The sequence below is a fragment of the Modestobacter sp. VKM Ac-2986 genome (assembly GCF_026967795.1).
Classification (GTDB): Bacteria; Actinomycetota; Actinomycetes; order Mycobacteriales; family Geodermatophilaceae; genus Modestobacter.
The window spans coordinates 299,918-323,655 of record NZ_JAPVBH010000003.1 but is presented as its reverse complement, the minus strand read 5'-3'; the positions used below and the strand labels follow the sequence as shown (position 1 = coordinate 323,655).

At 75.2% G+C, this 23,738-nt stretch carries 23 protein-coding genes; 15 read left to right on the top strand and 8 right to left on the bottom strand.

Annotated features, from left to right (window positions below; genetic code table 11):
• Positions 1–56: 56 nt before the first annotated feature.
• The 3 genes from O2W14_RS09420 to O2W14_RS09410 all read left to right on the top strand — a co-directional run bounded on the left by O2W14_RS09420 (position 57) and on the right by O2W14_RS09410 (position 4,727).
• On the top strand, positions 57–1,139 hold the full coding sequence (locus O2W14_RS09420; protein ID WP_331253585.1) for an Atu2307/SP_0267 family LLM class monooxygenase: 1,083 nt from the start codon (positions 57–59) through the stop codon (positions 1,137–1,139).
• A gap of 93 nt (positions 1,140–1,232) precedes the next feature.
• Positions 1,233–2,867, top strand: coding sequence for a GGDEF domain-containing protein (locus O2W14_RS09415; protein ID WP_269175824.1), 1,635 nt, complete (start codon positions 1,233–1,235; stop codon positions 2,865–2,867).
• An 81-nt stretch (positions 2,868–2,948) separates the two neighbouring features.
• A complete protein-coding gene (locus O2W14_RS09410; protein WP_269175823.1) occupies positions 2,949–4,727 on the top strand; it encodes an FAD-dependent oxidoreductase in 1,779 nt (592 codons plus the stop codon).
• Between the two features lie 92 nt (positions 4,728–4,819).
• Here the strand turns inward: O2W14_RS09410 and O2W14_RS09405 are convergent, their stop codons facing one another.
• Positions 4,820–5,332 carry a hypothetical protein gene (locus tag O2W14_RS09405; RefSeq protein WP_269175822.1) on the bottom strand — a complete coding sequence of 171 codons (513 nt, stop codon included), beginning with the start codon at positions 5,330–5,332 and terminating at the stop codon, positions 4,820–4,822.
• A gap of 533 nt (positions 5,333–5,865) precedes the next feature.
• On the opposite strand from O2W14_RS09405, the gene O2W14_RS09400 reads away from it, so the two are divergent.
• A complete protein-coding gene (locus O2W14_RS09400) occupies positions 5,866–7,539 on the top strand; it encodes an HNH endonuclease signature motif containing protein (protein WP_269175821.1) in 1,674 nt (557 codons plus the stop codon).
• Between the two features lie 304 nt (positions 7,540–7,843).
• Here the strand turns inward: O2W14_RS09400 and O2W14_RS09395 are convergent, their stop codons facing one another.
• The 3 genes from O2W14_RS09395 to O2W14_RS09385 form a co-directional block, all read right to left on the bottom strand.
• Positions 7,844–9,376: an ATP-dependent DNA ligase gene (locus tag O2W14_RS09395; protein WP_269175820.1), complete on the bottom strand. Its 1,533-nt coding sequence runs from the start codon at positions 9,374–9,376 to the stop codon at positions 7,844–7,846.
• 64 nt (positions 9,377–9,440) lie between these two features.
• Positions 9,441–9,665, bottom strand: coding sequence for a hypothetical protein (locus tag O2W14_RS09390; protein WP_269175819.1), 225 nt, complete (start codon positions 9,663–9,665; stop codon positions 9,441–9,443).
• A 98-nt stretch (positions 9,666–9,763) separates the two neighbouring features.
• Positions 9,764–9,931: a hypothetical protein gene (locus tag O2W14_RS09385; RefSeq protein WP_269175818.1), complete on the bottom strand. Its 168-nt coding sequence runs from the start codon at positions 9,929–9,931 to the stop codon at positions 9,764–9,766.
• Between the two features lie 166 nt (positions 9,932–10,097).
• Between O2W14_RS09385 and O2W14_RS09380 the strand changes: the two genes are divergently transcribed.
• The 3 genes from O2W14_RS09380 (at position 10,098) to O2W14_RS09370 (ending at position 14,590) form a co-directional block, all read left to right on the top strand.
• Positions 10,098–10,976: an LLM class flavin-dependent oxidoreductase gene (locus tag O2W14_RS09380; RefSeq protein ID WP_269175817.1), complete on the top strand. Its 879-nt coding sequence runs from the start codon at positions 10,098–10,100 to the stop codon at positions 10,974–10,976.
• Between the two features lie 151 nt (positions 10,977–11,127).
• The gene (locus O2W14_RS09375) at positions 11,128–13,242 is read left to right on the top strand and encodes a SpoIIE family protein phosphatase (protein ID WP_269175816.1); all 2,115 of its coding nucleotides are present in this window, start codon (positions 11,128–11,130) and stop codon (positions 13,240–13,242) included.
• A gap of 232 nt (positions 13,243–13,474) precedes the next feature.
• Positions 13,475–14,590 carry an RNA polymerase sigma factor gene (locus tag O2W14_RS09370; protein ID WP_269175815.1) on the top strand — a complete coding sequence of 372 codons (1,116 nt, stop codon included), beginning with the start codon at positions 13,475–13,477 and terminating at the stop codon, positions 14,588–14,590.
• A gap of 116 nt (positions 14,591–14,706) precedes the next feature.
• Here O2W14_RS09370 and pabB read toward each other — a convergent pair whose 3' ends face one another.
• The gene (gene pabB / locus O2W14_RS09365; protein WP_269175814.1) at positions 14,707–16,452 is read right to left on the bottom strand and encodes an aminodeoxychorismate synthase component I; all 1,746 of its coding nucleotides are present in this window, start codon (positions 16,450–16,452) and stop codon (positions 14,707–14,709) included.
• Between the two features lie 64 nt (positions 16,453–16,516).
• On the opposite strand from pabB, the gene O2W14_RS09360 reads away from it, so the two are divergent.
• From O2W14_RS09360 to O2W14_RS09340, 5 genes are read left to right on the top strand one after another with little or no spacing between them, the layout of a single operon-like run.
• The gene (locus tag O2W14_RS09360) at positions 16,517–17,155 is read left to right on the top strand and encodes a class I SAM-dependent methyltransferase (RefSeq protein ID WP_269175813.1); all 639 of its coding nucleotides are present in this window, start codon (positions 16,517–16,519) and stop codon (positions 17,153–17,155) included.
• Positions 17,152–17,700: a hypothetical protein gene (locus O2W14_RS09355; RefSeq protein ID WP_269175812.1), complete on the top strand. Its 549-nt coding sequence runs from the start codon at positions 17,152–17,154 to the stop codon at positions 17,698–17,700. The genes O2W14_RS09360 and O2W14_RS09355 overlap by 4 nt, the downstream gene beginning before the upstream one ends.
• A 6-nt stretch (positions 17,701–17,706) precedes the next feature.
• Entirely contained in the window at positions 17,707–18,084 is a 378-nt protein-coding gene (locus O2W14_RS09350) for a DUF4267 domain-containing protein (RefSeq protein WP_269175811.1), read from the top strand.
• 55 nt (positions 18,085–18,139) lie between these two features.
• Positions 18,140–18,280, top strand: coding sequence for a hypothetical protein (locus O2W14_RS09345; protein ID WP_269175810.1), 141 nt, complete (start codon positions 18,140–18,142; stop codon positions 18,278–18,280).
• A 22-nt stretch (positions 18,281–18,302) separates the two neighbouring features.
• The gene (locus tag O2W14_RS09340; RefSeq protein WP_269175809.1) at positions 18,303–19,646 is read left to right on the top strand and encodes a DUF2254 domain-containing protein; all 1,344 of its coding nucleotides are present in this window, start codon (positions 18,303–18,305) and stop codon (positions 19,644–19,646) included.
• A gap of 12 nt (positions 19,647–19,658) precedes the next feature.
• On the opposite strand, the gene O2W14_RS09335 is transcribed toward O2W14_RS09340, so the two are convergent.
• A complete protein-coding gene (locus O2W14_RS09335) occupies positions 19,659–19,976 on the bottom strand; it encodes an STAS domain-containing protein (RefSeq protein WP_269175808.1) in 318 nt (105 codons plus the stop codon).
• A 146-nt stretch (positions 19,977–20,122) separates the two neighbouring features.
• Here O2W14_RS09335 and O2W14_RS09330 point away from each other — a divergent pair, with 146 nt between their 5' ends.
• Entirely contained in the window at positions 20,123–20,713 is a 591-nt protein-coding gene (locus tag O2W14_RS09330) for a DUF421 domain-containing protein (protein WP_269175807.1), read from the top strand.
• A 27-nt stretch (positions 20,714–20,740) separates the two neighbouring features.
• Here O2W14_RS09330 and O2W14_RS09325 read toward each other — a convergent pair whose 3' ends face one another.
• On the bottom strand, positions 20,741–21,148 hold the full coding sequence (locus O2W14_RS09325) for a four-helix bundle copper-binding protein (protein WP_269175806.1): 408 nt from the start codon (positions 21,146–21,148) through the stop codon (positions 20,741–20,743).
• Between the two features lie 168 nt (positions 21,149–21,316).
• Here O2W14_RS09325 and O2W14_RS09320 point away from each other — a divergent pair, with 168 nt between their 5' ends.
• Together O2W14_RS09320 and O2W14_RS09315 are read left to right on the top strand one after the other, a co-directional pair.
• Complete coding sequence (locus O2W14_RS09320) at positions 21,317–22,156, top strand: alpha/beta fold hydrolase (RefSeq protein WP_269175805.1); 840 nt, start codon at positions 21,317–21,319, stop codon at positions 22,154–22,156.
• Positions 22,157–22,339: 183 nt separating this feature from the next.
• A complete protein-coding gene (locus O2W14_RS09315) occupies positions 22,340–23,152 on the top strand; it encodes an alpha/beta hydrolase (RefSeq protein ID WP_269175804.1) in 813 nt (270 codons plus the stop codon).
• A 3-nt stretch (positions 23,153–23,155) separates the two neighbouring features.
• Here O2W14_RS09315 and O2W14_RS09310 read toward each other — a convergent pair whose 3' ends face one another.
• Complete coding sequence (locus tag O2W14_RS09310) at positions 23,156–23,731, bottom strand: mycothiol transferase (RefSeq protein ID WP_269175803.1); 576 nt, start codon at positions 23,729–23,731, stop codon at positions 23,156–23,158.
• Positions 23,732–23,738: the final 7 nt, after the last annotated feature.

Sequence of the window (23,738 nt, the reverse complement as noted above, 5' to 3'; positions counted from 1 at the left end):
AGTGTCCCCGCCCACGGGGCTGCACGCCGCAGAGGGCCTGTCGACCTGGTTCACTGGTGGTTGAACGTCGAACGACCTTCCGTCGGCGTCCGTCACCTGGGAGGCACCCCGTGCACATCGGCGTCGACAGCTTCGTCTCGGCCGTGACCGATCCGACCACCGAGCGGCTCATCGGGCCCGAGGAGCGGATCGAGCACCTGCTGGAGGAGATCGCCCTCGCCGACCAGGTGGGCCTGTACTCCTTCGGCATCGGTGAGCACCACCGGCCCGAGTACTACGACTCCGCGCCCGCGGTGCTCCTCGCCGCCGCCGCGGCCCGCACGTCCCGGATCCGGCTGGGCAGCGCGGTCACCGTGCTCAGCGCCGCGGACCCGGTGCGGGTGTTCCAGGAGTTCGCCACGTTGGACCTGATCAGCAAGGGCCGCATCGACCTGGTCGTCGGGCGCGGCTCGTTCACCGAGGCGTTCCCGCTGTTCGGGCTCTCCCTGGGCGACTACGACACCCTGTTCACCGAGAAGCTGGACCTGCTGCTGAAGCTGCGCGACTCCGAGCGGGTCACCTGGTCGGGCCGGCACCGCCCGACGCTGACCGGCCAGGGCGTCTACCCGCGGCCGCTGCAGGACCCGCTGCCGATCTGGGTCGGCGTCGGCGGCAGCCCGGAGTCCTTCGCCCGCGCGGGCCTGCTCGGCCTGCCGCTCATGGTCGCGATCATCGGCGGCGAGCCCCGCCAGTTCGCCCCGCTGATCGACCTCTACCGCCGGGCCGGCGCGCAGGCCGGGCACGCGCCCGAGGCACTGCAGGTGGGCCTGCACGTGTTCGGCTACGTCGCCGACAGCAGCCAGGCCGCCGCGGACACCATCTACCCGGGCTGGCACGAGATGTTCACCAAGGTCTCCCGCGAGCGCGGGTTCGCCGCCCCGTCGCGGGCCCAGTTCGACGCCACCAGCGGGCCGAACGGCGCCTTCTTCATGGGCGACCCGGAGTCGGTGGCTGAGAAGCTGGTGCGCATCTCCGGCCAGCTCGGCGGCGTCGACCGCATCTCGCTGCAGATGACCAACCCGCGGCTGGCGCACGCCGACCTGCTCCGCGGCATCGAGCTGCTGGGCACCGAGGTCGCACCCCGGGTCGCCGGCGCCTGACCGGCGTCCGTCCCCGGGGTGGGGCCCCACCCTGGGGAGTGGGGTCGTCCGTGTCACCCTGCAGTCCACCACCCGACCCGCCGATGGAGGGGCATGACCGATCAGGCTGCGTCCGACTGGAGCTGCGCGCACACGCTCGCCGCGATGGTGGCGCAGCAGCACCTGCTCATCGGCGCCATGACCGCCGACGGGACGCTCGTCCCGGTGCCGCTGGCCCTGCGGCTGCCCGCCGAGCGCATGCTGCTGGCCCCGCCGGACATGCGCACCATGCTGGACCTGATCGTGCCCGCGGACGCCCCGGCCGCGATCGCGGACTTCGAGCGGGCGCTCGCCACGGGGTACGCCACGGGGGCGTCGCGGCTGCGCAGGGACCCCGACGTCGTCCGGCCGCACGTCCTCCTGGACGCCCGCCAGCTGCACGGCGTGCTGCTGACCGGCTTCGACCTGTCCGCCGGCGGCCCGCTGGCCGCCACCGTGCCCCCGGACGTCGCGCTGTCCGCCGGCCGCCGCCCGCGCACGGCGACCGTCCGCAAGGACGCCTTCGCCAACTTCACCGCGATCGACGAGCGGACGACCCGGATGCTGGGGTGGACGCCGGAGGAGCTCGTCGGCACCCGGTCGCTGGACCTGGTCCACCCCGACGACCAGCAGCGCGCGGTGTCCGCCTGGTTGGAGCTGCTCTCCCGCCGGGACAGCGAGCGGGTGCGGCTGCGGCACCGCCGGCCCGACGGCTCCTGGCTGTGGCTGGAACTGGAGAACGTCTACCAGCCCGCCGACGACCCGGCCGAGGTGGTCGTGACCACCCAGATGACCGACATCTCCGACGAGATGGCCGCCCAGGAGCAGGCCCGCCGGCAGGCCCAGCTGCTGCACCGGGTCGCCGAGGCGCTGCCGGTCGGCATCCTGCAGCTGGACACCGACCTGGGGGTGGTCTACGCCAACGCCCGCCTGGGCGCGATCCTCGGGCTGTCGGCGGTCACCGGCCACGCCGAGCTGGCCGCCGCCCTCCAGCCCGCCGACCGGGACGCGGTGGCCGCCGTCCTGGGCAGCGTGCTGGCGACCGCGGACGACGAAGCCGCCGGCACGGAGATGGAGCTGACCGTGCGGCACGCCGGCACGGGCGCGACCCGGGTCTGCTCGGTCACGTTCACCGGGCTCAGCGACCGGGAGGGTGCGCCCGGGGTGCTGATCTGCGTGAACGACGTGACCGAGAGCGTGCGGATGCGCGAGGAGCTGACCGCGCAGGCGACCTTCGACGACCTCACCGGGGCCCACAACCGGGCCTCGACCATGGTGGTGCTGGCCCGGACCCTGCGCGAGGAGCAGGGCCGCCCGGCCGCCGCGGTCTTCCTCGACCTGGACCACCTGAAGACCGTCAACGACCTGCTCGGCCACCGCGCCGGCGACGAGCTGCTGATCGCGGCCGCCGACCGGATCCGCAGCGCGCTGCGGCACGACGACGTCCTCGGCCGGCTGGGCGGGGACGAGTTCCTCGTGGTGAGCCGGGACGTCGGCTCGCAGGCGGCCGCGCTGGCCCTGGCCACCCGGGTGCGCGACGCCCTGGTGGGCCCGGTCCAGCTCACCGACGGCGCCGCGGAGCTCAGCGCCAGCCTCGGCGTCGCCTGCTCCGAGCCGGGCATGGACGCCGTGGAGCTGACCCGGCGGGCGGACCAGGCGATGTACGCGTCCAAGCAGGACCGGCGCGCGGAGCCCGTGCTCTTCGCCTGACCACCGGCCGACTGTGTCCCTTGACACAGGAGCGGGTGGCCGCGAGCCTCGCCCCGACACCGCCACGTGATCGGGGAGCAGATGTCCGCAGCAGGTGCCCAGCCACAGCCCACCGTGGAGGTCGACGTCCTCGTCGTCGGCTCGGGGCCGGCCGGGGCGGCGTCCGCACTGTTCCTGGCCACGTACGGGACCGGCGTCCTGGTGGTCACCCGGTACGGCCGGCTGTCGGACACCCCACGGGCGCACATCACCAACCAGCGCACGATGGAGACGCTGCGCGACGCGGGCGTGGAGGAGACGCTGCTGGCGCTGGCCACGCCGTGGGAGCTGATGGGCAACACGACGTTCTGCACCAGCCTGGTCGGTGAGGAGCTGGGCCGGATCCCCTCCTGGGGCACCGACACCGTGCGGCACGCCGACTACGAGCTGGCCAGCCCCTGCACGATGCTCGACGCGCCGCAGACGATCACCGAGCCGGTGCTGGTGAAGGCCGCGCAGGACCGCGGCGCGAAGGTGCGCTTCGACACCGAGTACCTGCGGCACGTCCAGGACGACGACGGCGTCACCACCACGCTGCGCGACCGGCTGACCGGGGTCGAGTACGCCGTCCGGTCGCGGTACCTGATCGGCGCGGACGGCGCACGCAGCCGGGTGGCCGCCGACCTGGAGCTGCCCTTCGAGGGGCCGGGCGCGGTGGCCGGTGCGATGAGCATCGTGTTCGAGGCCGACCTCACGCACCTGGTGGCGCACCGGCCCTCGGTCCTCTACTGGATGCTCCAGCCGGGCGCGGAGAAGGAGGGCGTCGGGCTGGGCGTGCTGCGGATGATCAGGCCCTGGACCGAGTGGATGCTCATGTGGGGCTACGAGGTCGCCGCCGGCCCGCCGGAGTTCACCGACGCCGCGGTGCGCGAGCTGGCCGTGGCGCTGGTGGGCACCGAGGACTTCGAGATGACGGTGAAGTCGGCGTCCCCGTGGACGGTCAACCACCACTTCGCCACGACGATCGCCCGCGGCCGGGTGTTCTGCGTCGGCGACGCGGTGCACCGGCACCCGCCGACGAACGGGCTGGGGTCGAACACCTCGATCCAGGACGCCTACAACCTGGCCTGGAAGATCGCCGCGGTCGTCGCCGGGACGGCCGGTCCCGCGCTGCTGGACAGCTACGACGCCGAGCGGGCACCGATCGCCCGGCAGGTGGTCGAGCGGGCCAACCAGAGCATCGCCGACACCGGACGGATCCTCACCGCGCTCGACCTCACCGACACCACGGACGTCGCCGCACTGGACCGCCAGCTCGCGCTGCGCAAGGCGCCCGGGCCCGAGGGGGAGAAGGTGCGGGCCGCGCTGCGCGAGGCGATCGCCTACAAGGCCCACGAGTTCGACGCGCACGGCGTCGAGCACAACCAGCGCTACGTCTCGGGTGCCGTGGTCCCCGACGGGACGCCGATGCCGGCCTACCGCCGGGACCCGGAGCTGTACGCCCAGCCGACCACCTGGCCCGGGGCGAAGCTGCCGCACACCTGGGTGACCCGCGCCGGGCACCGGGTGTCGACGCTGGACCTGGTCGGGCACGGCGCGTTCAGCGTGGTGACCGGCGTGGGCGGCGAGGACTGGCTGGCCGCGGCCCGGGCGGCGGGGGAGGAGCTGGGGCTGACGCTCACCGAGGTGCCGATCGGGCCGGGGCTGCCCTACGACGACCCGTACGGCACGTGGGCCGAGCTGCGCGAGATCGGCGACGCGGGGGTGCTGCTCGTGCGGCCCGACTGCCACGTCGCCGCCCGGCACGCGGGCGCCCCGGCGTCGGCGGAGCAGGCCCACGCGTGGCTGCGGGACGCGCTGCGGTCGGTGCTCGGCCGCTGAACGACTGGGGCAGCCGGACGACGCGGTCGGTGCTCGGCCGCTGAGCGGTCAGCGCAGCCGGACGACGCGTGCGGTGCACGGCCGCTGAACGGTCAGGGCAGCCGGACGACGCGGTCGGCGAGGTCGTGCAGGTCGTCGAGCTCGAGGACGGTGGTCGCCTCGGCCAGGCCGGCCTGCGGCCCGGAGACGGTGAGCCGGAGCCGGCCGTCGGTGGGCAGCCGGCCGATCCAGTAGCCGGCCTCGGACTCGAACGAGTCCGACCGCGGGTCGGACCGGGCCGAGCTGTGCGACCTGCCGGGGTCGGCCGTCCGCTGCTCGCCGTCCGCGTCCACCGTCACCAGCAGGCCGGTCCACGGGTCGGCGGCCACCGCCGGACCCTGCGCCGGCGCGGTGACGCGGTGGCGGTGCAGCTCGCGGCCGGCGGCTTCGGCCTGCACGCCCTCCGCCCGCAGCACCACCGGCAGGTGAAGCCCGTCGGGGTGGGCGAGGACGTACCGCAGCGCCGCGGTGATCCCCGGGGAGCGGGCCAGGACGACGGGCCCGTGGACGACGACGCCCAGCTCGTCGCGCGGGAGCGGTGCTGACGGCCAGCGGAGCCGGGGCATGACCGCATCCTGCCGCCTCCTCCGACGCTCGCGCGGGTCGTGCGCCTCGTCCGGTCGTCCGGGGCGGTGACGGCGGTGCGGGCGGCCCGGCCGGTCGTCGGGGGCGGTGGCGTCGGTGTGGTCGGCCGGCGGAGCAGGGGGGTGTGTGCCCGACGGGTCGTGCGCCTCGGCCGGTCGTGCGGGACGACGGTGTGGTCGGCCGGCGGAGCAGGGAGGCGGGTGTGTGCCCGTGCCTGTCGTGTGTCTCGGCCGGTCGTGCGGGACGGGCGGTGCGGTGTGAGCGGCTGGCGGAGCCTGGGCGCCACCTCGTCCTGACCTCCGCGCAGGGCCTCGCGCCTGGGTCGGCTCCGCGGGACGGCGGTGCGCCGACGACGCCAGACGATGGATGAAGTGGCTGGTCAGGTGTCCGCGGAACCCTCAGAACTGTCGTACCCCTGGCCTAAATTCAAGGTGTGCTCAGCGGCTACGGGGTGGGTGTGACGGTCGTCGACCGTGCCGAGCTCCTGCCTGCTCTGCCGCCTCCTCCGGTGGGGGTGACGCGGCGTCGGTCGCGGCTCGCGGAGCTGCTGACACCGGCGTCGTTCTCCGAGAGCGAGCTGGTGCGGGAGATGGGCGCGGTCGCTGACGGCCGCGCGCAGTTGGCCGCCTACGACGCGGTGCTGATCGCCCAGCTGGCGGCCCGGCGGCCGGCGCAGACCGACCTGACCGAGGACGAGCCCGGCCACGGGGTGGAGGGCTGGTCGCCTGCCCGGGTGCCGGTCGGGGTGAGTGAGTTCCTGGTCGACGAGCTGGCGATGCTGCGGGGCATCTCGTTGGCGGCGGGCTTGGTGGAGCGTTCGCTGGCCCTGGTGCACGAGCTGCCCGCGACCTGGGCCGAGTTGGCCGATGGATTGGTCGACGAGCCGCGGGCGAACGCGATCGTGCGGGCCCTGGGCGGCCAGTCTCAGGCCGCTGTTGGCCCGGTGGAGCCGGCTGTCGTGGCCGAGGTGGAGGCGCAGGCACTCGGGTGGGCGCGGGCGGGGGAGACCCCGGTCCGGTTGCGGGAGCGCACGGCCGCGGCGCTGATCGCGCTGGACTCCGCAGCGGCCGACCGGCGACGCAAGAGGGCTGAACGGGCGGCTGATGTGCGGACGCGGCCGGTTGGTGACGGCATGTCGGAGGTGATCGCCGACCTGCCCACCCCGGTGGCTGCAGCCTGCCGGGAGACGGTGGACACCTACGCCCGCATGGCCAAGGACGACGGCGACGAGCGGTCGATCGGGCAGCTACGGGCACTCGTGCTGTCGGACCTGATCCTGCGGCCGTGGGACACCAGCCGGCCGTCGGTGACGGCGCACCTGCAGGTCATCGCGCCGCTGCCGGCCCTGGGTGGGCGTTGCGCCGGCGGAGCTGAGCAGGCCACGTCGCCAGGTGCATCGATCGTTGAGGGCGAGACCCCGACAGCGCCGACGTGGGCGCCGAGCGACGAGGACGCCGCCTCGGTGGACGGCTCACCGATCACCCACAAGCAGTTGCAGGACCTGCTCGGACAGCTGGACGCGCTGTGCCCGGGAGGCCTGCAGGCCCCGGCCGGCGGCAACCTGGACATCTCCCTCGTCGACCCGGTCACCGGCGGACTGCGCGCCACGGTCAGCCGGCCCGAGCTGCAGCGCCTGGTCCGCCGCGGCTGCCCGCAGCACCCACCCGGCCCGCGCGGCGTCGGGCAGCGACGTCAGCGGGGCGACGGTCGTGCCGCCTTCGACCAGCCGCCAACGGGCGGGTCCGGTCCGCGGGTGCGGGACGAGTCACCGCCGGGCGCGTGCGGTTGCCCGGTGCTCGATCGCCCACCGCGGGCCGACCGCTACACACCCACCCCGGCTCAACGCCGCTTCGTCCACGCCCGTGACCGCACGTGCCGCCATCCCGGCTGCCGCCGCCCCGCCGCGCGCACCGACCTGGACCACGCGCACGCCCACGCCGACGGCGGGGTCACCGACTGCAGCAACCTGTGCTGCCTGTGCCGACGGCACCACCGGCTCAAGACCCACGCCCCCGGCTGGCGGTTCACCATGACCGCCGACGGCACGCTGTCCGTGACCACGCCCAGCGGGGTCACCCGCACCACCCACCCACCGGGCCTGCGCCTGCTCACCGGACAGCAGTGGCTGACCGACCCACGGCGGGTCACCAGCAGCGCCCCACCGGACGACGACCCGCCACCCTTCTGAGACACGGGCACACAGGTCGACACGTCGACCAGTGGCGGAATCACGCGCTGGAGTCGCCATGGCGACATGTCGGCATGCGGGGTGGCGACCAGTCGGTCTGTCTCCGTGGCGACGAGGACTCAAGGCGACGTGTCGTCGAGGAGACGAGTCGACATGCCGACTCGCGGCGTCGGGAAGGCCAGAGGCCGGCAGCGCATCAGAGCGGGGCAGCTGGCCACCGGTCGCTTCGTGCTCTGCCGTCCCAGGCGTCGAGAAGGCCGGCAGCGGGTCAGTCAAGGGTTGGCCGACCACGGTTGCGTCGCGGTCAGCCGCCGGCGAGCAGCGCCCGCACGGCCTCGATGTCGTCGACGTCCGCGGCGTCCTTGTCCGGCCGGTACCGCAGCACCCGGGCGAACCGCAGCGCCACCCCGCCCGGGTAGCGGCTGCTGCGCTGGGCGCCGTCCAGGGCGATCTCCACGACCAGTTCCGGCCGCAGCAGCACGCCCCACTCGTGGCTCTCCCGCGTCAGTCCGGGGAACGTCGCCGTCTGCCACTCCAGCAGCTCGTCGGTCATCCCCTTGAACGTCTTGCCGACCATCACCGGCTCGCCGCCCTCGGGGTCCCGCGCGCCCAGGTGGATGTTCGACAGCTTCCCCGACCGCCGCCCGTACCCCCACTCCGCGCCGAGCACGACCAGGTCGAGGGTGTGCACCGGCTTGACCTTCTGCCACGCCTTCCCGCGCCGGCCCGCGGCGTACGGCGCGTCCAGCGCCTTGACCACCACGCCCTCGTGGCCGCCGGACAGCGCGTCGTCCAGCACCTGCGCGGCCTGCTCGGCGCTCGGCGACCGCACGCCGGGCATCCGCAACGGCGCCTGCTCCTCGCCCGCCAGCAACCCGGCCAGCGCGTCCAGCCGCGTCTCCAGCGGCTCGTCGAGCAGGTCGCGGCCGTCGAGGTGCAGCAGGTCGAAGAAGAACGGGCTCAGCAGCACCCCGGCGTCCGCGGCGTCGCTGCCGAAACGGCTCATCGTGTCCTGGAACGCCCGCGGGCGGCCGTCGTCGTCCAGGGCGAGGGTCTCCCCGTCGAGCACCGCGGTCGCGCACGGCAGCGCCCGCACCCGCTCGGCCAGCTCCGGCACGCCGTCGGTCACCTCGCGCAGCGTGCGCGTCCACACCCGGACGACGTCGCCGTCCTTGTGCACCTGGATGCGCGCACCGTCGAGCTTGAACTCGATGGTCACCTCACCGCCCAGGTCTGCGAGTGCGGCGTCCAGCGACGACCCGGGGCTCGCCAGCATCGGCCGCACAGGCCGGCCGACCTCCAGGCGCACCGCCTCCAGCGCCGCCACCCCGCCCTCGAGCGCGGTCACCGCGGTCTCCGGCAGCCGGCCCGACAGCATGAACGCCCGGCGCACCGCCGCCGCTGGCACCTCCGCGGCCGCCGCGACCGCGTCGAGCACCACGCCCTCCAGCGCACCCTGGCGCAGCTCTCCGGTGAGCAGCCGCACGAGGAAGCGCTGCTCGTCGGCCGTGGCCGCCGACATCAGCGCCCCGACCGTCGCCTCCCGCCGGGCCGCCGACCCCGACCCGGACGTGCCGGCCAGCTCGGTCAGCGCGGCGTCCACCGCGGCCGCGGTCAGCCCGGGCGTCGGAGCCGGGGGGTGCGCGGTCGCCGTCAGGCTCCGCCAGCCGACGCCGAGCCGCCCTTGCTGCGGCTCGCCGGCCAGCCAGGCGGTGACCGCGCCGACCTCGCCGGGCTCCGCGCGGCGCAGCAGCTCACCGATCAGGCCGGCCTTCGCCGTCCGGGAGCGGGTGGCGGCGACGGCGGCCGACGCGGCGACGACCTCGGCGAGCAGCATCCGGTCATGCTCCCAGCCCGCGGCGACCGGGCCGTCGTGGCGCCGACGGCCCGGTCGGCCGGGCTCAGAACGGGCCGTGGCCCCCGGCGGCCATGTTGGTGATGGCCAGCCACCCGAAGACGACGAGCAGGACCAGCACCTCCAGCGCGTAGAGCTGCCAGCCGCCGTCGGCGATCCGCTGGCGCATCCCGGGAGGCGCGTCCTCGCCCTGCCGGTCGCGCACGGCGGGGGACCGGTCGGCGGTCGGTGTCTCGCGCCGGCCGGGGAGGTGGTCGTGTGCAGTGGCCATGCGTGCGCTCCAGGGGCGGTGACGGTCCAGCACCCGGTTCTGCTCACCGGGTGGTCCATGGGTTCCCGGCAGGCGGGCGTCCTACTCCTGGAGTCCGGTCACAGCAGCCGGTCGAGGTCGTCGGGGCCCGGGCCGGTCCCGCCCTTGTCGACCAGCGGGGACGCCGCGGGCGCCTCGTCCTCGGGGACGTCGTCGGCAGGGGGCTCGGTCGCGACCGGGCCGGCGGCGTACAGGGTGCTGGGGTCCTTGGGGTCCATCTCGGGCATCCGCCTGGCCTACCCGGGCCCGCGCCGCAGAACCCACCCGGCACCGGGGCGAGGGCCGCGGCGGGGTGGGCGAGACTGTGGCCGTGGACCGCCCCGACGCCCGCCGCCCCGCCCGCGCCCGCCTCACCAGCCCCGCCCGCGACCGCGCCGCTGCGCAGGCCGGCCGATGACCCTGGACCTGTCGGCGCTGGTGCTGCCCGACCGCCACCCCGTGTCGACCTTCCTCGCCGAGGTGCAGGAGGCCGAGCGGGCCGGCGTCCGCGCCGTGTGGACCTACGACCACCTCACCTGGCCGCTGCTGGCCGACGGTCCCTGGTACGGCGCCGTCCCGCTGCTGGCCGCCGCCGCGGTGGTCACCGACCGGGTCCGGCTGGGCACCCAGGTCGCCTCGCCGAACTTCCGCCACCCGGTGCCCTTCGCCAAGGAGCTGATGACCCTCGACCAGCTCAGCGGCGGCCGCCTGGAGCTCGGCGTCGGCGTGGGCACCGAGGGCCCGGACGCCCTGGTCCTCGGCGAGGCCCCGCGCAGCCGCCGCGAGCGGGCCGACCGGTTCGGCGAGTGGCTGGGCCTGCTCGACCAGCTGCTGCGCGAGCCCGTGGTCACCGCGCACGGGGACTTCTACGACGCCGTCGACGCCCACCAGCTGCCCGGCTGCGTGCAGCAGCCGCGACTGCCGTTCACCGTCGCCGCGACCGGGCCGAAGGCGCTGCGGCTGGCCGCCCGGCACGGCCAGGCGTGGGTGACCTACGGCCCCTTCGGTGCCGCCGTCGAGCCCGAGGAGTGGTTCACCGCGGTGGCCGACCAGTCCGCCCGGCTGACCGAGGCGCTGGCCGAGGAGGGCCGCGCACCCGGCGAGGTGCGCCGCACGGTGCTGTTCGGTCTGGAGACGTACTGGCCGTTCGAGAGCGCCGAGCGCTACGCCGACACCCTCGGCCGGCTGGCCGAGGCCGGGGTGGACGAGGTCAGCGTGCACTGGCCACGGCCCGACGGCCGGGGGTTACCGGCCTCGGCGCTGCCGCTGGTGGCGGCCGCCCACGGACTCTGAGCCGGTCAGTGGTCCAGGTCACGTAGCCGTCCTCGCGGCCGGGCGCCGTTGTGCCCGGCCCTCCGGGCAGGGAGGATGGCCCGGCTGCCGACCCCGAACCGAGGTGCACGGCTGCTCGACGCTGCCGGGCGACCCGGTGGGAGAGGCGGACGTGGACGACCTCGCGACACCCCGCTCGGCACACGACCGCGACGCCGACCAGCTGCGCGCCGAGCTGGCCATGGACGCCGCCGGCATCGGCACCTTCGACTGGGACCTGGTCACCGGCCGGCTGGACTGGGACGACCGGCTGGTCGAGCTGTTCGGGTACTCGGTCGAGACCTTCGACCACACCATCGTCGGCTTCAACGACCGGCTGCACCCCGACGACCTCGACCGGGTCACCGCGGCGCTGCGGACGGCGATCGACAGCGGTGGTGACTTTGCCGCGCTCTACCGGGTCCTGCTGCCCGGCGGCGACACCCGCTGGGTGTCCGCCCGGGGCCGCACGCTGCCCGGCCCCGACGGGCAGGCGGTGCGCCTGGTCGGCGTCGCCTACGACGTGACCGACCAGCGGGACGCCGAGCTGCGGGTGACCCGGGTCCTGGAGGCGATGCCGGCCGGCTTCTACTCCCTGGACCGGGAGTGGCGCTTCACCCACGTCAACGCCGCCGCCGAGCAGCTGCTGCTGCGCGGCCGCGACGAGCTGCTCGGACGGGTCATCTGGGACGAGTTCCCGGCCGCCGTCGGCTCGGCGTTCGAGGAGAGCTACCGGCGCGCGGTCGAGACCGGCGAGACGGTGATGTTCCCGGCGTACTACCCGCCGCCGCTGGACGGCTGGTACGAGCTCCGCGCCTGGCCCAGCAGCGAGGGGCTGTCGGTCTACTTCCTCGACGTGACCGCCCGGCACCGGGAGCAGCAGCAGGCCGAGCGCGCCGCCGCCCGCCTGGAGCTGCTGGCTGAGGTCACCGAGCAGCTGACCGGCACCATGGAGACCGAGCAGGCGGTCGGGCTGCTGGCCCAGCTGGTGGTGCCCACGCTGGCCGACTGGTGCATCGTCACCCTCGTCGACCAGGACGGCCGGCGCGCGCTCCGGGACGTCGGCTGGTGGCACCGGGACGAGACCTGGCGGCCGGTGGTCGGGGACTACGCCCGGCTCCGGCTGGCCTCCCTCCGCGACTCCGCGTTCGTCCACCGCGCCCTGGCCAGCGGCCGGGCGGTCGTCATCGAGCACGGCGCCGCCGCCGCCGTCCAGGAGGTGCTCCTGCCCGGTGAGGCGCACGAGCTGATCGGCCGACTGGACCCGGAGTCGATCGTCGTGCTGCCGCTGCGCGGTCGCGGGCGCACCGTCGGCCTGCTCACCCTGTTCAACGCACCCGAGCGCGGCAGCATCACCGCCGAGGACCTGGCCACGGCCGGCGAGGTGGCCTCCCGGGCCGGCCTCGCGCTGGACAACGCCCGGCTCTACGGCCAGCAGGTCGCGCTGGCCGAGCAGCTGCAGCGCAGCTTCCTCACCGCGCCGCCCGAGCCCGACCACGCCGAGATCGTGGTGCGCTACCTGCCGGCGACCGAGGCCGCGGCCATCGGCGGCGACTGGTACGACGCGTTCCTCCAGCCCGACGGCGCCACCGTGCTGGTCATCGGCGACGTGGCCGGGCACGACATCGCCGCGGCGGCGTCCATGGGGCAGCTGCGCAGCCTGCTGCGCGGGATCGCCACCTCCCACGACGAGGCCGGCCCCGCCGACGTGCTCCGCCGCCTGGACGCCTCGATGGAGCTGCTCCAGCTGGACACCCTGGCCACCGCGGGGATCGCCCGGTTCGAGCAGGACGCGGACCAGCGCGAGCGCGCGGTCACCCGGATGCGCTGGTCCAGCGCCGGCCACCTGCCGCCGGTGACCATCGACCCCGACGGCACGGTCACCGTCCTCGGCCAGTGGGGACACGCCGACCTGCTGCTGGGTGTCGATCCCCACACCGCGCGCACCGAGACGGTGGTCACCCTCGACCGCGGGGCCACCGTGCTGCTGTTCACCGACGGGCTCGTCGAGCGCCGCGACTCCGACCTCGACGAGGGCATCGCACGGCTGCAGGCGGTGCTCGCCGAGGTCGGCTCCCGGCCGCTGCAGGAGATGTGCGACCTGGTCGTCGAGCGGCTGGTCGACGGCCGGCCGGACGACGACGTCGCGCTGGTGGCCGTCCGGCTGCACCGCCAGGACCGGCCGCGACCGGCCGAGGCGGGCCCCCGGCGGCTGCCGCCCTCGGTCCCCGACGAGCCCGGGCCGTGACCTCCGCCGACGCCGGCCCGCGGGCGTGGGCACACCTTCGGGGGAAGGTCAACCACCGGCCAGCTTGATCTTGCGGCGAGCAGGGTTAACGTTGCAGGTCGACCGCGGCAGCTGCAGACCCCGCTGCCGCTCCCCGTGCCGGCACCCGCCGTGCACGTCCACTCCCGGCCTCTCCGCCAGCACCTCACGGTGCGGCGACGCCGCCCGGCATCGGAGGAGAGACCCGCCCCGCATGAGCGCCACCGACCTCGAGGTCCCCACCAGCACCGGTGACGAGCTCCCCGAGCCGAACACCACCGCACCCGTCGCCGAGGACGCCACCCCGGCCGCCGAGGGCACCGCCACCGCCGACGAGGTCGACCACGAGTGGGACGACGCCGCCGACGCGGTCGCGCTGCGCCAGGCCCGCAAGGAGGCCGAGCTCACCGCCTCCACCGACTCCGTCCGCGCCTACCTCAAGCTCATCGGCCGCGTGAAGCTGCTCACGGCCGAGGAGGAGGTCGACCTCGCCAAGCGGATCGAGGCCGGCCTCTACGCCGGCTCGAAGCTCGAGTCCGCCGCCGAGAACGGCGAGAAGATGCCGGTGCAGCTGCGCCGCGACCTCACCTGGATCCTGCGGGACGGCGAGCGCGCCAAGAACCACCTGCTGGAGGCCAACCTCCGCCTCGTGGTCTCGCTGGCCAAGCGCTACACCGGCCGCGGCATGTCGTTCCTGGACCTGATCCAGGAGGGCAACCTGGGCCTGATCCGGTCGGTCGAGAAGTTCGACTACACCAAGGGCTTCAAGTTCTCGACCTACGCGACGTGGTGGATCCGGCAGGCCATCACCCGCGCCATGGCCGACCAGGCCCGCACCATCCGCATCCCGGTGCACATGGTCGAGGTCATCAACAAGCTCGGCCGCATCCAGCGCGAGATGCTCCAGGAGCTGGGCCGCGAGCCCACGCCGGAGGAGCTGGCCAAGGAGATGGACCTGACCCCGGAGAAGGTGCTGGAGATCCAGCGCTACGCCCGGGAGCCGATCAGCCTGGACCAGACCATCGGCGACGAGGGCGACAGCCAGCTCGGTGACTTCATCGAGGACTCCGAGGCCGTCGTGGCCGTCGACGCGGTCAGCTTCGCCTTCCTGCAGGACCAGCTCAAGAGCGTGCTGGAGACCCTCAGCGAGCGGGAGGCCGGCGTCGTCCGGCTGCGCTTCGGCCTCACCGACGGCCAGCCGCGCACGCTGGACGAGATCGGCCAGGTCTACGGCGTGACGCGTGAGCGCATCCGGCAGATCGAGTCCAAGACGATGTCCAAGCTCCGGCACCCCAGCCGCTCGCAGGTCCTGCGCGACTACCTCGACTGAGGAAGGACCCCGTCCTCCTCACCACGAGCGAGCTCGCGGCGAGCCTCCGGACGGGGCCTGACCCTCGCACCCCACCACGCGCTCCGCACGCGGCGGGACCCTGCGAGGGGGCCGGTTCAGGCGAGGACGGCGGATCGCCAGCCGCGGAGGGAGCTGACGAGGGCGATGGCCTCGGCGGCGTGCAGGTCGGCGACGGTGAGGACGCGCTCGGTGAGCACGCCCTCCTCGAGCAGTCGGCCGCGCGCGACGCCGGGCAGGCAGCCCGAGGACGTCGATGGGGTCCACCAGCGTCCGGCCAGCCGGACGGCGAGGGAGGCGATCGTCGTCTCGGTGACCTCGCCGCGGTCGTTGACCAGCACCACGTCGTCGGCGTCCGGGTGCCGCGCCGCCGCCTGCTCGTAGACCTCCCGGCGGGTCGTCTTGTGGTGCAGCCACACCTCGCCGGGGGATACCGGCACGGTGTCGACCGCCAGCCGCACCGGGCCGTCAGGGGCTGCCGGTGCGTCGGCCACCGTCGTCCGCACCTCCCCGGACCGGTCGACGGTCACCCGCACGCGGGTCGGGGTCCCGTGCCCGGCGACGGCAGCCGCCACCGCAGCCCGCACGGCCCCGGGGTCGAGGGCGAAGCCGAAGTAGGCCGCGGAGTCGGTCAGCCGGGCCAGGTGCCGGTCCAGGTCGCGCGGCCCCTCCGCCGGTGACCAGTACAGCGTCTCCAGCAGCTCGTGGTCGTCCGACCCGGCGCGCAGCACGGCGGCCTTGGTGAGCAGCTCGGCGCGTTCGGCGTCCGGGCGCGAGTCCCAGGTGATGCCACCGCCGGCGCCGTAGACGCCCCGACCCGTCGCCCGGTCGACCACCGCGGTGCGGATCGCCACGCTGAACCGCGCCCGGAACGCCGATCCCGGCGGGGCGACCAGCCCGATCGCGCCGCAGTAGACCCCGCGCGGCGTGGGTTCCAGGTCGCGGATCAGCCGCATGGTGCGCGCCTTGGGAGCTCCGGTCACCGAGCCGCAGGGGAACAGCGCCCGCAGCAGGTCGACCAGCCCGACGTCCTCGCGCAGCCGCGCGGTGACCTCCGAGGTCAGCTGCCACACGGTCGGGTAGCGCTCGAGGCTGAACAGCTCGGGCACCTCGACGCTGCCGGGGTGGGCGATCCGGCCCAGGTCGTTGCGCAGCAGGTCGACGATCATGAGGTTCTCGGCCTGCTCCTTGGCCGAGGCCCGCAGCGCGGCGGCCCGGTCGGCGTCCTCGGCGGTGGTGGCCCCGCGCGGGGCGGTGCCCTTCATCGGCCGGGTGCGGACGACGTCGCCGGTCCACTCGAAGAACAGCTCCGGGCTGGCGCTGGCGACCACCGTCGGGCCCAGGTCGAGGAGGGCGTTGTGCGCGCCGCGCTGGGCGAGCGCCAGGTCGGCGTACAGCGCCTCGGGGTCGGTCACCCCGGTCGTCCGCAGCCGGTCGGTGAGGTTGCACTGGTAGGTCTCGCCGGCGGCGATGTGCGCCCGGACGACGTCGACCGCGGCGGCGTGCTCGGCGTCGGTCCAGTCCGGCGTCCACCCCGGCCCCGGGGTGCGCCCGGAGGGGGTCAGCGGGGCAGTGGGCTCGGGCGGTCCGCCGATCCCGAACCACACCAGCGGGCTGCCGTCCGGCTCGGCGGTGACCAGGCCGGGGTCCAGTCCGCCGGCGGCCTCGTAGGCGAGGAACCCGAACGCCCACTCACCGGCCGCGGTGGCCCGCTCGACCTCGGCCAGCACCGGTACGACGTCCTCGGGGCGGTACGCGGCGACGACCCGGCGCGGCGGCGGGCAGCGCAGCGCCGTACCGGTCGTCAGGTCGTCGAAGCGGGCACCTCCCGCGGCTTCGGTCATCGGCGCCAGCCTGCCCGACGAGGTCCGACGGTTCCGCCCGGCCCCGGCGGGGCACCGGTGTCTCGTGGACAACCGACCTGCGCCGGGCTCCGGCGTCCCGCCCACCTACGTCGACGGCACCCGCGTGTGGGTGGACTCCCGGCTGCGCGCCCGCGTCCAGCGCGAGGGGGAGGCGCCGGTCCTGCGCCGGCTGGGCGGGGACGTGTCCGGTGGCCGCGTGCTCGAGGTCGGCACCGGACGCCGCGGCACCGGCCTGCGGCTGGCGGTCGAGTTCTTCGGCGCCGCGCACGCCGACGGGGTCGAGCTCTACGGCCCGAGCGTGCGGGCCACCCGGGAGGCGGTGCGCGACCTCGGCGAGCGGGTCGACGTGCAGGCCGGTGACGCCACCGCGCTCACCGCCGCCGACGGCACCTACGACGCGGTCTTCGCCTACCACGTGCTGCACCACGCGGTCGCCTGGCGCGAGGTCGTCGCCGAGGCCGCCCGGGTGCTGCGCCCGGGTGGGCGGTTCTACTCCTGCGAGATGACCGCCCGCTTCGTCGACAGCCGGCCGCTGCGGGCCGTCGCCTTCCACCCCGCTGACGGTGACCGGCCCACGCCGGCCACGATCGGCTCGGCGTGCCGGGCCGCGGGGCTGACCGTCGTGGGGCAGGAGAACCGGTTCCTGGGCTGCTGGACCGGCCTGGTCGCCCGCAAGTCGTGAGCACGGTCGCCGAGGCGCTGTCTCTGCTCCGCCGGCACTGGCAGGTGGCCTACCTGGTCTCGCTGACCGCCACGCTGGTCAACCTGGTTCCCGACGTGGCACGCCAGGTGCTGGTCTGGGACGACCCGCGGCTGGGATCGGCGCTGGCCGTCGACGCCGTCGGCTTCGGCACCGGGCTGCTGGCCCAGCTGTGGGTGACCGGCGCGCTGGCCGGCCTGCCGGCGGGGGACCGGCCGGTGCGGTCCGGCGCCCTGGGCCGTGGCACCGGACTGGCCCTGCGCGCGGTCCGGCGGGCGCCGGGCACCGTGCTGGCCGGGGTGGTGCTCGGCGGCGCGGTGTCCGCGCTGCTGACCATCCCGGCGTCGGTCGCCGCGCTCGGGTTCGACCGGGTGCTCGGCCCGCTGGACTCCCCGGCCGTCGGGGCGTTCGCAGTGGCCACGTTCAGCGACGTGGTGGCCACCGCCGTCACGCTGCCCTTCCTCGCCCTGGTCGTGGTGCTCGTCGCCGGACGTGACCGGTTGGCCGCTCCCGCGGCCGGGCAGTGATCACGCATGGCCGAGGAATGGGACATCACCCGCAAGACAGTCGGGACCGTGTCGATCTGGCTGGGGACGGCGGCGCTGTTCGTGCCGCGCGCGCTCCCCAGGTTGCTCGGTCTGGACGAGGAGGCGACGCGCACCGACGTCGCCCTGCCGCTGCTGGTGCGGCTGATCGCGGCCCGCAACATCGCGATGGGCGCCGCGCTGCTGGTCACGCCGGCGCCGCAGGCCCGGCGCACCACCGAGGTGACGCTGCTGCTCACCGCGCTGGACGCCGCCGCGGTGCTGACGGCCCGGAGCGGCGGTGACGTGGCCCGCCGCAGCGCCGGGCTCTCGCTCGCCGTCCTGTCCACCTCGGCCGCCGGCGCGCTGCGCTGGCTCCGCCGCTGACCGACCCCGTACCGACCACCTCGCACCGACCACCCCGCACCACCGGAGGACCACCATGGCCAACAGCAGCCACGACGAGAACGACGGACCGGGCCGCATCCCGAAGAACCGGGCACGGGTGCTGATCATCGCCACCTTCGTGCTGATGATCGTCATCGTCTTCGGGTTCCTGATCCTGGTCGGCACGAACATGTGACCGCGCCGGGGGAGACTCCGGTGTGACCACCCGCGGCAGGAACCGGACCGGGCCCGCCCACGCGCTGGCCGAGCTGCTCCGCGGGGCGCTGTGGCCGGTCCCGTTCCTGGGCGTGCTGGTGGCCGTCGGTCTGGGCGTGCTGCTGCCGGCGGTGGACGGGTGGCTGGCCGAGGCCGGCGGCGACCCGCTGACCTTCGTCTTCGGCGGCGGTGCGGCCGCCGCCCGCGACCTGCTCGCGGCGATCGCCGGCTCGTTGATCTCGGTGACCGGGCTGACGTTCTCGCTCACCGTCATCGCGCTGCAGCTCAGCAGCAGCCAGTACTCACCGCGGTTGCTGCAGACCTTCGTCACCGACCGGGTGGTGCAGCTGACGCTGGCCCAGCTGGTGCTCACGTTCGTCTACGCCCTCACCGTGCTGCGCACCGTCCGGACCGAGAGCGCGACCGAGGACGACAGCGCCTTCGTGCCCCGGCTGTCCATCACGTTCGCCTACCTGCTGACCCTGGGCAGCGTGCTGGCCCTGGTGTTCTTCCTCGGGCACCTGGCCCGGGCGCTGCGGGTGGAGACGATGCTGCGCGACGTCCACGACGAGGCGACGCGCACCCTGGACCGGGAGCAGGAGCACCCGTTCCCGGAGCCGTCGACGGCCGGTCCGGTCCAGGTGCTCATCGCCCGGTCCAGCGGGTTCCTGGTGGGGGTGGACGAGCGGGCCGCGGTCGAGGCCGCCCGGCGGGCCGGTGCGGTGGTGCGGCTCCGGGCGCGGGTCGGGGACGCCGTGGTGGCCGGGACGCCGCTGGGCCACGTCTGGCGGCTCGGGGCGCCCGGCCCTGTCGACGTCGAGACCCTGGCGGAGCAGCTGGACACCGCGGTGCGGTTGCGCTTCGAGCGCACGGCCAGCGGCGACGTCGCCTACAGCCTGCGCAAGATCACCGACATCGCCGTCCGGGCGCTGTCCCCGGGGGTCAACGACCCGACGACCGCGGTGCACGCGCTGTCGCACGCCTCCGCCCTGCTCGGCGAGCTCGCGCAGCGGCGGGTCGGGGTGCAGCGCCTCACCGACGACGAGGGCGCGGTCCGGGTGGTGCTGCCGCCGTGGGAGCTCCCTGCGCTGGTGCAGCTCGCGGTCGAGGAGCCGCTGCAGTTCGCCGAGGGGCAGCCGGCGGTCCTGCGGCGGCTGGCCGGGTTGCTCCGCGAGGTGGCATGGCGTGCCCGTGGCCGGGGGATCGACGAGCTGTTCCGCGGTCACGTGGCCACTGTCGCCGCGACCGCGGTGCGCACCACCGGCGTGTCCGAGGACGAGGCCCGGTCGTGGCGGCTGGCGGTGGACCAGGCGCTGGCCGGGGAGTGGCCGCCCGGGCCGTCCTGACCCGCCGTCGGATCAGGCGAGGGAGAGCAGCTCCACCGGGGCGTTGCGGACCAGCAGCAGGTCGCCGTCGGCGGCCATCGTGGTGCGCAGGGTGGAGAGGACGTGCAGACCGACGTCGTCGGCGGCCTGCACGTCGGCCAGGTCGAGGACGACCGTCGAGTGGCCCTGCCGGCGCAGGCCCTCCACGGTCCCCCGGAGCAGGTCGGCGCCCTGCGGCGTGAGGTGACCACTGGCCCGGACCCGGCCGGCGCGCCCGTCGACCACCTCGGTCAGCGCTGGACCGGCCTTGCGCCGGGCGGGGTCGGTGCAAGGGGAGCGGTGGGCGGTCATGTCGTCCTCCGGGTGTCGGTCGGGCCGTCGGGGGTGCCGGGCGCAGGGAGGCCCGTCACCGGCAGGCTGTGCTCGCCGTCGTCACCGAGCCTGACAGCCCCGGCAGGTCCCCGGCCAGCTCCCGGACCGATCGTCACGGCCTCGTCATGAGCGCGGGCAGCGTCGCCGTCCTCAGTGCGCGAGGCTGGGACCACCGAGGCGAGGAGGACGGCATGTGGTGGGACTCGTGGTCCGACGTGGGGCGCGTGGCGGCGGTGGGGGCGGCGGCCTACGTGAGCCTGGTCGTCGTCCTCCGGTTGTCCGGGAAGCGGACGCTGGCCAAGCTCAACGCCTTCGACCTGGTCGTGACCGTCGCGCTGGGCTCGACGCTCGCGACGATCCTGCTGAGCTCGGACGTGTCCTGGGTCGAGGGCGTCGTGGCGCTCGTGCTGCTCGCCGGCCTGCAGGCGCTGGTGGCCTGGACGACGGTGCGCGTCCCGCGGGCGCGGTCGCTGGTCACCTCCCGGCCCACGCTGCTGTGGTGCGACGGCAGCCCGGTGGAGGCGGCGCTGACCAGCCAGCGGGTGGCGCTGGACGAGGTGCGGCAGGCGGCGCGGGCCAGCGGGTCGGGGGACATGTCGCAGGTCGCCGCGGTGGTGCTGGAGAGCGACGGGACGCTGAGCATGATCCCGCGCAGCCAGATCTGGGACTGGTCGGCGCTTGAGGGCATCGCCGGGGTCCCGGCCGCGGAGCGCTGAGGCCCCGCGGCCACCCCCGCGGGCTGCTCAGCCGAGGGAGGCGAGCAGGGTGCGGCAGGCCTGCTCGCAGCGGCGGCAGGCCTCCGCGCAGACCCGGCAGTGTTCGTGCATCCCGGCGTGGCTCTCGCACTCGTCACCACACGCCTTGCACGCCGCGGCACAGGCCTCGAGCACCGCACGGGTGAGGTTCGCGTCATGGCCGGTGTGCCGGGAGAGCACGCGTCCGGTGGTCGCGCACACGTCGGCGCAGTCGAGGTTCGTGCGGATGCAGGTGGTCAGTTCGGCCACCATGTCCTCGCCCAGGCACGCGTCGGCGCACGCGGTGCAGGCCTGCGCGCACTCCAGGCAGGCGTCGATGCAGGCGATCAGCGCGTCGCGGTCGACGCCGCCGAGGTCCTTCGGGTACGTGCTGAGCATGTCGGCTGCCACGGTCATGAGGGGCTCCGTTCTTGGGCCGGCGGGGGGAGGCCGGGAGCCGCCCCCGTCCACCGGTGCCCGGCCACTACCCCGGGTGGGCCGGGGTCAGTGCCACGTCGTCGACCCGTCGTGTCCGGTCCGGCCGGTTCGCGCGTCGGCGCCGGAGAACGGGGCACCCCAGGGGGCATGACGCTCCCGATCGGGTCCACTCGGCTGGTCCACGTCGACGTCGGCGGCTGCCGACTCAACGTGTGGGAGGCCGGTGACAGCGGCCCGGCGGTGCTGCTCGTGCACGGCATCCCGACCAACCACCGGCTCTGGCGGGACGTCGTCCCGGCGGTGGCCGGGCACGCCCGGGTGTTCGCCGTCGACATGCTCGGCTACGGCGACTCACCCGCTCCCGCCGGCCACCCGGTCGACCTGGCCTCGCAGGCCGCACTGCTGGTGGGGCTGATGGACGCCCTCGGGCTGGACCGGGCGGTGGTGGTGGGCCACGACCTCGGCGGGGGGGTCGCCCAGATCATGGCCGTCACCAACGGCGGCCGCGTCGCCGGCCTGGGAGTGGTCGACGGGGTCTGCTACGACGGGTGGCCGGTACCGCTGGTCCGGGCGATGAAGGCGGCCTGGCCGCTGGTCGCCCAGCTCCCGCCGCCGGCGCTGGGCGCGCTGCTGCGACCTGCGCTGCGCACGCTGTTCGCCCACCAGGAGCGCGCCGGCACGTTCGTCGAGGACGTCGTCGGCCCGTGGCTGCGGCCGGGCGGTCCTCGACAGCTGGCCCGGCACCTGCGCTCGCTGGACTCCGTCTACACCCAGACGGTCGCCCCGTTCCTGCCACGGCTCCAGCTGCCCGTGGAGGTCGTGTGGGGCCGGCAGGACCACCAGATGAAGCCCCGCTACGGGCAGCGGCTGGCCGACGACCTGCCCGGCGCCCGGCTGACCTGGGTGGACGACGCCAGCCACCTCGTACCGGCCGATCGGCCCGACGTCGTGGCCGAGGCCGTGCTGCGGCTGGTCGCCCGGGCCTGACCCGACGTCGCGGCCACCAGTCGAGGTGGCGGGAGCGGTCGGAGCCGAGGAGGACGACGTCCTGACCGCCGTCGGGCAGGCCGCGCAGCACCTCGCCGCCGTCGGCGCACGCCAGTCGCACGTACCGCTCCCGCGCGATCGCCCCCGGGTGCTCGGGGGACGGGCGCCGCCGACCATGGGGGCGTGCAGCGTGTGCTCCGGACGGCGGTCGTGGTCGTCGTCCTGTTGGCTGTGCTGGTGGGTCTGCTCTGGGCGTTCCAGCGGCGGCTGGTGTACCTGCCGGGCGGTGGGCCCGTGCCGGCCGCGGCCGACGGCGTCCCCGGTGCCCGCGACGTCCGGCTGACCACGTCCGACGGGCTGACCCTCGGTGCCTGGTTCGTGCCGGCGGCCACGGCCGGGGCCTCCACCGTGCTCGTCGCGGCCGGCAACGGCGGTCACCGGGGTGTGCGGGCGCCGCTGGCCCGGGCGCTGTCGGCGGCCGGCCTCGGCGTGCTGCTGTTCGACTACCGCGGCTACGGCGGGAACCCGGGCAGCCCGAGCGAGGAGGGGCTGGCCCGGGACGTGCGCGCGGCGCGCAGCTGGCTGCTCGAGCAGGGCGGGGTGGCCGAGGAACGGCTGCTGTACTACGGGGAGAGCCTGGGCAGCGCGGTGGTCACCGCGCTGGCCGTGGAGCACCCACCGGCCGGGCTGGTGCTGCGCTCGCCGTTCACCGACCTGGCCGCGGTCGGCAGGGAGCACTACCCGTTCCTGCCGGTCCGCGCGTTGCTGCGCGACCGCTACCCGGTGGTCGAGCTGATCGGCCGGGTGCAGGCGCCGACCACGGTCGTCCTCGGCAGCGCCGACACGATCGTGCCCCCGGCGCAGAGCCGGCAGGTCGCCGAGGCCGCCGCCCGGCTGCACCGGCTGGTCGAGGTGGCCGGCGCCGGCCACAACGACGCCGTGCTGCTCGACGGTCCCGAACTGGTGGCCGCGGTGGTCGAGCTGGCGGGTGGGTGATCCTCAGCCCACCGACAGCCGGCCGACCCGCGGACGCCAGCCGGACGGCGGGTCCTCACCGACCAGGCCGTCGACGGCCTCGCGGAGCAGGTCGGCGTGCCCGGTGTGCCGGCCGTACTCCTCGATCAGGTCGCACAGCAGCCGGCGCAGGCTGGCGTGGTCGCCGTCCGGGCCGGTCAGGTCGACGGGCTGGTCGAGCCCGCCGCCGGCGAGGGCGGCGTCCAGCCGGGCGCGGGAACGGGCGACGGCGTCGTCCCAGTACGCGTAGAGCTGCTCGGGGGAGTCGCCGGCGGCGGAGGTGAACGCCCAGTCCTCGCCGCCGGCCCACACCGACTCCCACGGCTCGCCGATCGGCGCCCCGCTCAGCCGCCGGGTGAAGACGTTGTCCTCGGTGCTCGCCAGGTGCTTGAGCAGGCCGCCGAGGGTGAGCGCGGAGGCGCCGATGCGGGTCTGCAGCCCGGCGGCGTCCAGGTCGGCGGTCTTCCAGCGGAAGGTGGTGCGCAACCGGCCGAGCATGCCGAGCACGTGCTCGACGTCGGTGCCGGCGAACGGTGGTTCCCAGGGAGGCAGCTCGGTCATGCCGGCA

Coding starts and splice junctions, on each gene's coding strand:
- O2W14_RS09320 (WP_269175805.1), top strand. CDS start 21,317: ATGACGCTCCCGATCGGGTCCACTCGGCTGGTCCACGTCGACGTCGGC.
- O2W14_RS09410 (WP_269175823.1), top strand. CDS start 2,949: ATGTCCGCAGCAGGTGCCCAGCCACAGCCCACCGTGGAGGTCGACGTC.
- O2W14_RS09380 (WP_269175817.1), top strand. CDS start 10,098: ATGACCCTGGACCTGTCGGCGCTGGTGCTGCCCGACCGCCACCCCGTG.
- O2W14_RS09370 (WP_269175815.1), top strand. CDS start 13,475: ATGAGCGCCACCGACCTCGAGGTCCCCACCAGCACCGGTGACGAGCTC.
- pabB (WP_269175814.1), bottom strand. CDS start 16,452: ATGACCGAAGCCGCGGGAGGTGCCCGCTTCGACGACCTGACGACCGGT.
- O2W14_RS09395 (WP_269175820.1), bottom strand. CDS start 9,376: ATGCTGCTCGCCGAGGTCGTCGCCGCGTCGGCCGCCGTCGCCGCCACC.
- O2W14_RS09310 (WP_269175803.1), bottom strand. CDS start 23,731: ATGACCGAGCTGCCTCCCTGGGAACCACCGTTCGCCGGCACCGACGTC.
- O2W14_RS09330 (WP_269175807.1), top strand. CDS start 20,123: ATGAGCGCGGGCAGCGTCGCCGTCCTCAGTGCGCGAGGCTGGGACCAC.
- O2W14_RS09350 (WP_269175811.1), top strand. CDS start 17,707: ATGGCCGAGGAATGGGACATCACCCGCAAGACAGTCGGGACCGTGTCG.
- O2W14_RS09415 (WP_269175824.1), top strand. CDS start 1,233: ATGACCGATCAGGCTGCGTCCGACTGGAGCTGCGCGCACACGCTCGCC.
- O2W14_RS09405 (WP_269175822.1), bottom strand. CDS start 5,332: ATGCCCCGGCTCCGCTGGCCGTCAGCACCGCTCCCGCGCGACGAGCTG.
- O2W14_RS09345 (WP_269175810.1), top strand. CDS start 18,140: ATGGCCAACAGCAGCCACGACGAGAACGACGGACCGGGCCGCATCCCG.
- O2W14_RS09385 (WP_269175818.1), bottom strand. CDS start 9,931: ATGCCCGAGATGGACCCCAAGGACCCCAGCACCCTGTACGCCGCCGGC.
- O2W14_RS09325 (WP_269175806.1), bottom strand. CDS start 21,148: ATGACCGTGGCAGCCGACATGCTCAGCACGTACCCGAAGGACCTCGGC.
- O2W14_RS09335 (WP_269175808.1), bottom strand. CDS start 19,976: ATGACCGCCCACCGCTCCCCTTGCACCGACCCCGCCCGGCGCAAGGCC.
- O2W14_RS09390 (WP_269175819.1), bottom strand. CDS start 9,665: ATGGCCACTGCACACGACCACCTCCCCGGCCGGCGCGAGACACCGACC.